Here is a 6255-nt window from a genome sequence, read left to right on the forward strand (position 1 = left end):
TCGGTGCGCTGCTCGGTTCGATTTCGGCAGGTGGCGCTGCCGCCGCGCCAGCGACCAAGCCGCAGGCGGTGTCGCAGGCCTCGTCGCCGGATGCGGCATCGACCGGCAAGCAAGCCGCGGCCGAGACCGCCAAGATCGCCGGCGATGCCGGCCCGGTCGAGCCGCGCACCATGCCACCGGCACCGGCCGCAGCGAAACTGATCGCCGAAAGCAATCTCTCGGTCGACCAGATCTCCGGTTCGGGAAAGCGTGGCCAGGTGCTGAAAGGCGACGTGCTCGACGTCATCTCCAAGGGTGCGCCGTCGCAGCCGGCGGAGACGCCGAAGGCGGCACCTGCACCGGTTGCCGTGCGCGCGCCGTCCTCGGGCGACGACGCTTCGCGCGAGGAGCGCGTGCGCATGACCAAGCTGCGCCAGACCATCGCGCGCCGCCTCAAGGAAGCGCAGTCGACCGCAGCCATGCTGACCACCTTCAACGAGGTCGACATGTCAGCGGTGATGGCACTGCGGACCAAGTACAAGGATGTGTTTGAAAAGAAGCACGGCGTGAAGCTCGGCTTCATGGGCTTCTTCACCAAGGCCGTGACACACGCGCTGAAGGAGATCCCCTCGGTCAATGCCGAGATCGACGCCACCGACATCATCTTCAAGAACTATGCCCATATCGGCGTCGCCGTCGGCACCGAAAAGGGCCTGGTTGTGCCGGTCGTGCGCAATGCCGACCAGATGTCGATCGCCGAGATCGAAAAGGACATCGGCCGGCTGGGCATCGCCGCGCGCGACGGCAAGCTGTCGGTCGCCGACATGCAAGGCGGGACGTTCACCATTTCCAACGGCGGCGTTTACGGGTCGCTGATGTCGACGCCGATCCTCAACGCACCGCAGTCGGGCATTCTGGGCATGCACAAGATCCAGGACCGGCCTGTGGTGGTCGGCGGCCAGATCGTGATCCGGCCGATGATGTACCTGGCGCTCAGCTACGATCACCGCATCGTCGACGGCAAGGAAGCGGTGACCTTCCTGGTCCGCGTCAAGGAAAGCCTGGAGGATCCGGAACGGCTGGTGCTCGATCTGTGAGCAAGGCCAACCGCCCCGTGAGCGGCTGGCTGGAACGGTTCGGGTTCAAACTGGGCCGGGCCGCGGGCGGCGCGCAGCGGACTTTTCGGCGCAGTATTTTCTGGCTTGGCTTGTCCACTGCTGTTCCTTCGCTGGCAATCGCCGCCGGATGGAATCCGGCAAAGGTGAGCAGCAACCTCGGCATCTTTGCCCTTAGTGACGTGCAATTGGCGGAGCGGAAGATAACCGTCACCCCGATCGGCCAACTCGAATTGCCGACGGGCGAGATTATGGCCTGCGATCCTCTGGTCACAGGCGATGACTGGCCAGCATTGAGCCGCAAGGTCAAACCTGGAAGTTATCCGGTTTCTCTGTTCGAGGCCCAGGGACGTGTGGCAGCAGCGTTCCTTCGGCTCCGCCCAGGCACGCCGGTCCGCTGGGAACTGGCGACCTTGCCAGACCAGGACGTGTCGACCCTGAAGGACGACGAAATGTTCGGCTACCCCGTCGAAGCCGGCCTTGGCTCTTTCATGGACAAGACGGCGATGGCGCTGATGTCGGCCGAACAGGACAAGCTCAAGGCCGACGAGAATTACTATGACGACGTGCTGGCCGCCGAATTCGCACCCAACCAGGACAGGTTCGTCATGCATCATCCGGTTGCCGGCAACCCGCTCAACATCGCGATGTTCTGGAGCGGCTGGGGTGATGGATTTTATCCGTCATTCTGGGGACTGGACGCAGCAGGCGAGCCGTTGTTGCTGCTGACCGATTTCGGCGTGCTGGAAAACGCCGATGGCCGCGAGAGCAAGTAGGTCGCGCTGATGCAAAGCGTCCTATCGCCCACTATCCGATGTGCAGCCGGGATGCTGGCCGTGTTGTTCACCGACTCTGCCGCAAATGCCGCCTGCCCGATAGAACTCGCCGTCTATGGCGACGCCCAGAGCGGCAGCGAAATCGATTTCACGCCGACCGGCACCTCGGCGACGGTCACCAATACGTTCCGCATGATCCTCGACAACAGTGTGGTGCTCAACGGCATCGTCATGTGGAACGAGGGCGTGTCGCGGCCGAACGGCGCGCTGATGTACAAATGCCCCGAGGGCGACGTCACCGGCGAGGAGCTTGCCGCCTGCACGCCCTGGCATGGCGTCATCTACACGGCGGATGACAAGGGCAACATCGGGCTGCTGCCGGCCGAAGGTGTCGAAGCGCCGAAGACGCTGATCCTGCCGGATCTCGGGCCAGCGTTGCGCCAATCCAGTGCCTATGGCGGCAGCGGGTTTTCGAAAGTGCCGGGGGATGTGTTTGCCTTGAAGGGATGCCAGGAATGAGCGGGACGCAAAAGGTGCTGCTGGTCACCGGCGGCAGCCGCGGCATCGGCGCGGCGATCTGCCGGTTTGGATCGAAGGCCGGCTACAGGGTCGCGGTCAACTACGCTGCGAATCAGGACGCCGCCGATGCACTGGTCGCGGAGATCGAGGCTGCCGGCGGCGAGGCTTTTGCGGTCAAGGGCGATGTCGGCAGCGAGGCCGATATCGTGGCCATGTTCGAGGCCGTCGACCACGCCTATGGACGGCTCGATGCCTTCGTCAACAATGCCGGCATCGTCGACGTCAAGGCGCGCGTCGACGAGATGGACGTTTCGCGGCTGGAGCGCATGATGCGCGTCAATGTCGTCGGCTCGTTCCTCTGCGCCCGTGAGGCGGTCAAGCGCATGTCGACCCGCCATGGCGGGTCGGGCGGGTCCATAGTCAACATCTCGTCGGCGGCAGCGACATTGGGCTCGCCGGGCGAGTATGTCGATTATGCCGCCTCCAAGGGCGCCATCGACACCTTCACCATCGGGCTCGCCCGCGAGGTGGCGCTGGAAGGCATCCGCGTCAATGCGGTGCGCCCTGGCATCATCGACACGGATATCCACGCTTCCGGCGGGCAGCCGGACAGGGTGGAGCGGTTCCGCGACCTGCTGCCGATGAAAAGAGCCGGTACAGTGGCTGAAGTCGCCGGCGCGGTTCTCTATCTTCTCTCCGACGCCGCGTCCTATACGACAGGCGCGATCCTGAATGTAAGCGGCGGCCGCTGAGCGCTCTCAAGCAGATCGAGCAGGATGTTATCCGAAAACCGCGTCACACGGCATCATGCTCAAACAGAAGGACAGTATCATGGCTTATGACGTCGTTATCATCGGATCGGGACCGGGCGGCTATGTCTGCGCCATCAAGGCGGCGCAGCTCGGGCTCAGGGTCGCGGTGGTCGAGAAGAACGCGACCTTCGGCGGTACCTGCCTCAACATCGGCTGCATCCCTTCCAAGGCGCTGCTCCATGCCTCCGAGATGTTCGCCGAGGCCGGTCACTCCTTCGACACGCTCGGCGTCGAGATATCGGCGCCGAAATTGAACCTGAAGAAGATGATGGCGCACAAGGATGCGACGGTGTCGTCGAACGTCAACGGCGTCGCCTTCCTGTTCAAGAAGAACAAGATCGACAGCTTTCGCGGCACTGGCAAGGTGGTCGCGGCAGGCAAGGTGTCGGTGACGGCTGAGGACGGCAAGGTCGAGGAGATCGAGACCAGGAACATCGTCATCGCCACCGGCTCGGATGTCGCCGGCATTCCCGGCGTCAAGGTCGACATCGACGAGAAGGTGATCGTGTCGTCGACCGGCGCTTTGTCGCTTGATAAGGTTCCCGGCCATCTGGTGGTGGTCGGCGGCGGTGTCATCGGGCTCGAGCTCGGCTCGGTGTGGGCACGGCTCGGCGCCAAGGTCACCGTGGTCGAATTCCTCGACACCATCCTGGGCGGCATGGACGGCGAGGTTTCCAAGCAGTTCCAGCGCTTGCTTTCAAAGCAGGGTTTCGAGTTCAAGCTCGGCGCCAAGGTCACCGGTGTCGCCAAGGCCAAGAAGGGTGCGACCGTCACCTTCGAGCCGGTCAAGGGCGGCGCCGCCGAGACGATCGAGGCCGATGCCGTGCTGATCGCCACCGGCCGCCGCGCCTATGCCGACAGTCTCGGCCTCGGGGAAGCCGGCGTCGAGGTCGACGAGCGCGGCCGGGTCAAGACCGATGGCCATCTCAAGACCAATGTCGCGGGCATCTATGCCATCGGCGATGTCATCGCCGGGCCGATGCTGGCGCACAAGGCCGAGGACGAGGGCGTGGCGGTGGCCGAAACCATTGCCGGCCAGGCCGGCCACGTGAACTATGACGTCATTCCGAGCGTCGTCTACACCAGCCCGGAAATCGCCTCGGTCGGCAAGACCGAGGAAGAGTTGAAGAAGGCCGGCATCGACTACAAGGCCGGAAAATTCCCGTTCAGCGCCAATGGCCGGGCGCGCGCCATGCTGCACACCGACGGTTTTGTGAAGATCCTCGCCGACAAGACGAGCGACCGCGTACTCGGCGTGCATATTGTCGGCTTCGGCGCAGGCGAGATGATCCACGAGGCGGCGGTGCTGATGGAATTCGGGGGCTCGTCTGAGGATCTCGCCCGCACCTGCCACGCGCATCCGACGATGTCGGAGGCGATCAAGGAGGCGGCGCTGGCAACGTTCTTCAAGCCGATCCACATCTAAAGGCACTATCCTCGGTCAAGCCCGAGGGTGACGAACGTAGCGATCCCTACAAAACGGCCCGCCTTTCGGCGGGCCGTTCGTATTTGATATCGAGCCGATCAGTTGGCCGGTGCAGGCGCTGGGGCCGGTGCCGGAGCCGGTGCAGGCGCTGGTGCCGGGGCAGGCGCCGGTTCTGCAGGCGCCGGAGCAGGCGCGGGTGCTGGCGCAGGTTCGGCCGGCTTCATCGGTTCGGCCGGTGCCGGTGCGGGCGCCGGTGTGCTGGCCGCCGGCGGCTCGGCGGGGGCCGGGTGCTCACCGCTTCTTCCGAAAATATAATACGCGACAACCGCCAGAATAACGACGACCAGCGCAATCAGCCAGCCACTACCGCCGCCACCGCTCTGCTTGATGGTGGTGTTGGTGGTGTTGGGATTGAACGGGTCGTTTGGATTCGGTGCGTTCGCCATAAAAGTGTCCTCCGTGGATGAAAAATATCAATCAACACCATATAACGCGCAATCATTGAACTGGTTTCACGCTAGGGTTGGAAAACGCCAAAAACAAGGACAATCCCGCCGTTCCGGCGCCGGAATGGCGTCGTTTCGCCATGCAACGCGCCAAGTTGGTGCCTATTATGATCTTTTCGGAGGATTTTGCCGTGACGAATCCCCTGGCAGAGTTTGTCCCGAATCACTGCACTGCCCTCGCCGGAGCCCAGTTCGCCGACCGCTATGTGCTGGTCACCCAGGGTCTTTCTTTAACGGCACTCGGCGCGGCGGAACGCGCCCTGGGGCGAACGCCGCCCTGGGTCGGCAGGCTCATGGCGCTGCGCAACCTTGCCGTCAAGCCGTTCCGGCTGAAGACGGGCCTGGAAGCTGCGGTGTTGCCGTCAGGCCGGATCGGGATATTTCCGCTCATCAGCCAGTTTCCCGGCAAGGTTGTGCTTGGCCTCGACGACCGTCATCTCGATTTCCGTGTCCTGGTCGAAGTCAGGGATCTCGGCATGGGCCGGCAAGAGGTGGCCGCGACGACGATCGTCAAGACGCACAATTGGCTCGGGCGCGCCTATCTTGCGATCATCATGCCGTTTCACCGGATCATCGTTCCGGCGATGCTGGCCCAGATCCTGGCGAAGTAAACTGAAGTAGCTAAAGTCCAACAGGCGTGACGGTGTAACCGGCCTTGCGGAAGTCCTCGACGAGGCCTTCGGGGCCGGGAAGGTGGAGGGCGCCGACCGCCATGAAGACGTTGCCCCTAGCAAGGATCGGTTCGGCATGCTCGACCATCACCTTGTTGCGGCTGGTGATCATGGTTTCCTCGAACGCCGCATAGCCCGCGGGGTCGTCCGTGCCCTCCGGCATGGCCACGCGAAACAGCGGCCAGAACATTCCGGTGTCGCCGCGCTGGTAGAGCACGATCATGGTTTCGTTGATGTCGTTGATCTTATCGCCGAGCTTCAGCGTGTCGACGAGGCCCTTCATGTGAAACGCCAGCGGCAGCGAGGCCATGGCGCGCAACTGGCTTTCAGCAGTCTCCAATCCTTCCACCGGCTTGCCGGAAGCCTTTGCACCTTCCGCCAGCCTGACATCGAGCACCGGGGCGCCGCCTGACTGGCGGGCGAGTTCGCAGGCCGGCAGTGCCATCATGGC

At 63.6% G+C, this 6255-nt stretch carries 8 protein-coding genes; 6 read left to right on the forward strand and 2 right to left on the reverse strand.

Features of this window, described 5'->3' with window-relative positions:
- From odhB to lpdA, 5 genes are all read left to right on the forward strand, one after another.
- Window positions 1-1076: 2-oxoglutarate dehydrogenase complex dihydrolipoyllysine-residue succinyltransferase (gene odhB, locus EN906_RS19240; protein ID WP_127375308.1), on the forward strand; the 1076-nt coding region annotated here is incomplete at its 5' end.
- 95 nt (window positions 1077-1171) lie between these two features.
- The gene (locus EN906_RS19245; RefSeq protein ID WP_164748784.1) at window positions 1172-1870 is read left to right on the forward strand and encodes a DUF4241 domain-containing protein; all 699 of its coding nucleotides are present in this window, start codon (window positions 1172-1174) and stop codon (window positions 1868-1870) included.
- Window positions 1871-1921: 51 nt separating this feature from the next.
- Window positions 1922-2389 (forward strand): hypothetical protein, encoded by a 468-nt coding sequence (locus tag EN906_RS19250; protein WP_236382951.1) that lies wholly within the window; start codon window positions 1922-1924, stop codon window positions 2387-2389.
- On the forward strand, window positions 2386-3141 hold the full coding sequence (locus EN906_RS19255; protein ID WP_127267778.1) for an SDR family oxidoreductase: 756 nt from the start codon (window positions 2386-2388) through the stop codon (window positions 3139-3141). Before EN906_RS19250 ends, EN906_RS19255 begins: the two co-directional genes overlap by 4 nt.
- Window positions 3142-3196: 55 nt before the next feature.
- Entirely contained in the window at window positions 3197-4627 is a 1431-nt protein-coding gene (gene lpdA / locus EN906_RS19260) for a dihydrolipoyl dehydrogenase (RefSeq protein WP_329608532.1), read from the forward strand.
- 98 nt (window positions 4628-4725) lie between these two features.
- Here lpdA and EN906_RS19265 read toward each other — a convergent pair whose 3' ends face one another.
- A complete protein-coding gene (locus EN906_RS19265; RefSeq protein ID WP_127273296.1) occupies window positions 4726-5073 on the reverse strand; it encodes a hypothetical protein in 348 nt (115 codons plus the stop codon).
- A 77-nt stretch (window positions 5074-5150) separates the two neighbouring features.
- On the opposite strand from EN906_RS19265, the gene EN906_RS19270 reads away from it, so the two are divergent.
- The gene (locus EN906_RS19270) at window positions 5151-5744 is read left to right on the forward strand and encodes a DUF2867 domain-containing protein (RefSeq protein ID WP_127270062.1); all 594 of its coding nucleotides are present in this window, start codon (window positions 5151-5153) and stop codon (window positions 5742-5744) included.
- A gap of 10 nt (window positions 5745-5754) precedes the next feature.
- Here the strand turns inward: EN906_RS19270 and EN906_RS19275 are convergent.
- Window positions 5755-6255 (reverse strand): TraB/GumN family protein (locus EN906_RS19275; protein WP_206529126.1); only part of this gene is annotated, 501 nt, incomplete at its 5' end.

The sequence above is a fragment of the Mesorhizobium sp. M7A.F.Ca.CA.004.06.1.1 genome (genome assembly GCF_003999135.1).
GTDB lineage: Bacteria > Pseudomonadota > Alphaproteobacteria > Rhizobiales > Rhizobiaceae > Mesorhizobium.

Bases quoted from the DNA above. Each gene is read 5' to 3' on its own strand.
- lpdA (WP_329608532.1), top strand. From the start codon at position 3,197: ATGCTCAAACAGAAGGACAGTATCATGGCTTATGACGTCGTTATCATC.
- EN906_RS19250 (WP_236382951.1), top strand. From the start codon at position 1,922: ATGCTGGCCGTGTTGTTCACCGACTCTGCCGCAAATGCCGCCTGCCCG.
- EN906_RS19255 (WP_127267778.1), top strand. From the start codon at position 2,386: ATGAGCGGGACGCAAAAGGTGCTGCTGGTCACCGGCGGCAGCCGCGGC.
- EN906_RS19265 (WP_127273296.1), bottom strand. From the start codon at position 5,073: ATGGCGAACGCACCGAATCCAAACGACCCGTTCAATCCCAACACCACC.